Raw genomic sequence first — 1,636 nt, 5'->3', positions numbered from 1 at the left:
CAGCAGCGGAACGCGCGCGGGAACCGGTTGCCGCCGCGAGAGGCGCTGAGATCGGGTCGGAAGCCTGGTCAATCGCTTCGCTGGCGATCTCCGATCTTGAAGTGGCCCGCAGCGAAACCATGGTCGCCCTGGCCGAAATCGACCGGCTTTATGTCGTGGCGCAGATCGAAGCCGGCGAACTCGGCGAGATCGAGGCCGCACAGAGGGAGGTCAGTGCCCTCGCCAGCCAGCAGGACCGGCTGATCGCAGGCCTGCTGTCCCAGATCGCAAACTGACACCGGTGGCCCCGGACGGAGTGCGTTACCAGCGTTTGCGATCCTGGTGGTCTTCCGGCCGCGGCTCGATCCAGTGCCAGCCATCCGCGCGCTTCTCGCGCTTCCAGAACCAGGCATCGCTCTTCAAGTGATCCATCGCGAAATCGGCTGCCTCGAAGGCATCGCGGCGATGGCGGGCAGCGGCAGCGACCAGCACGATCGTTTCGCCCGGCTGCATCATCCCGATCCGGTGGAAGATCAGCAGCCCATCGAGCGGCCAGCGCGCCAGCGCCTGGATCGCGAGGCTCTCCATTCCCGGCAGGGTCAGCGGCTCGTAATGACAGAGTTCCAGGCCTTCGCAGCCATCGCCCGCGCGAACCTGGCCGGTAAAGCTGACGATCCCGCCCGCGCCGGGGTGTTCGGCGGCGAACCGGTCAAGCTCCACGCCCGGGCTGAACGGCGCGTCGAGCAGGCGGACATCCTTCACTGCCTAGCCCCCGCTGACGGGCGGCAGCAGCGCGACTTCGGCTCCGTCGCCCGCCGCCAGCTGTTCCTTGTCGCCCAGCAATTCGCCGTTCACGGCAATCCGCACCGTGTCGCTGCGGACAGCCTTGCCCAGTTCGGGATCGAGCGCTGCGAGCAGCGCCGGCCAGTCGAGCGGCGCAGGCAGTTCGCGTTCGGAGGCCCCGGCCAGGTCGGCGAGCTTGCCAAGATAAAGCACCTTGACCGCCACGGCCCTATCCTCCGGTGAGCGACATGTGCCGCTTCTGGGCCGGCCCCGTTCCCTTCTCGATCCGGAAGTGGTGCCGCTCGGGCTTGATCCGCATCAGCTCGTCGAGCGCGACTGCGAGCTCGGCTTCCGGATTCTCCGAACGCAAGGCGGCGCGCAGATCGACCTTTTCCGACCCGCCGAGGCAGGCATAGAGCTGGCCGGTCGCGGTGACGCGGATTCGGTTGCACGAAGCGCAGAAATTGTTGGTCAGCGGGGTGATGAAGCCGATCCGGCCGCCGGTTTCGGCGACATCGAAATAGCGCGATGGGCCGCCGGTCGCATAATCCGCGGGCGTCAGCGTCCAGCGCCGTTCGAGCTCCTCCTGCACGATCGGCAGCGGCAAATAATGCTCGATCCGCTCGCCGTCGACCTCGCCCAAGGGCATGGTCTCGATCAGCGAGATATCGTGGCCATGGGCATGAGCCCATTCGACAAGATATGGAATCTCGTCCTGGTTGAGGCCCTTCAGGGCGACCGTGTTGAGCTTGACTGCCAGCCCGGCTTCGCGCGCGGCGGCAATCCCGCGCAGCACATCGACCAGTTTGTCCCGGCGCGAGAGTTCGAAGAACAGTCTGTTGTCCATCGTGTCGAGCGAGACATTGATCCGCCG

Annotated in this window: 3 protein-coding genes and 1 pseudogene; 1 reads left to right on the top strand and 3 read right to left on the bottom strand. The window is 66.3% G+C overall.

Annotated elements, in window-relative coordinates:
* Positions 1-275: pseudogene (locus tag AC16XC_RS08270) on the top strand (hypothetical protein); the annotation flags it as partial.
* Between the two features lie 25 nt (positions 276-300).
* Here AC16XC_RS08270 and AC16XC_RS08265 read toward each other — a convergent pair.
* From AC16XC_RS08265 to AC16XC_RS08255, 3 genes are all read right to left on the bottom strand, one after another.
* Positions 301-741: a molybdenum cofactor biosynthesis protein MoaE gene (locus AC16XC_RS08265; RefSeq protein WP_484034174.1), complete on the bottom strand. Its 441-nt coding sequence runs from the start codon at positions 739-741 to the stop codon at positions 301-303.
* Between the two features lie 3 nt (positions 742-744).
* Positions 745-987 carry a MoaD/ThiS family protein gene (locus AC16XC_RS08260; RefSeq protein WP_484034173.1) on the bottom strand — a complete coding sequence of 81 codons (243 nt, stop codon included), beginning with the start codon at positions 985-987 and terminating at the stop codon, positions 745-747.
* A gap of 4 nt (positions 988-991) precedes the next feature.
* A partial coding sequence (locus AC16XC_RS08255) for a GTP 3',8-cyclase MoaA (protein WP_484034172.1) occupies positions 992-1,636 on the bottom strand: 645 nt, incomplete at its 5' end.

The organism is Candidatus Andeanibacterium sp. (assembly GCF_057143545.1).
The sequence above is the reverse complement of the archived record's forward strand: the minus strand, read 5'-3'. Positions and strand labels throughout refer to the sequence as shown.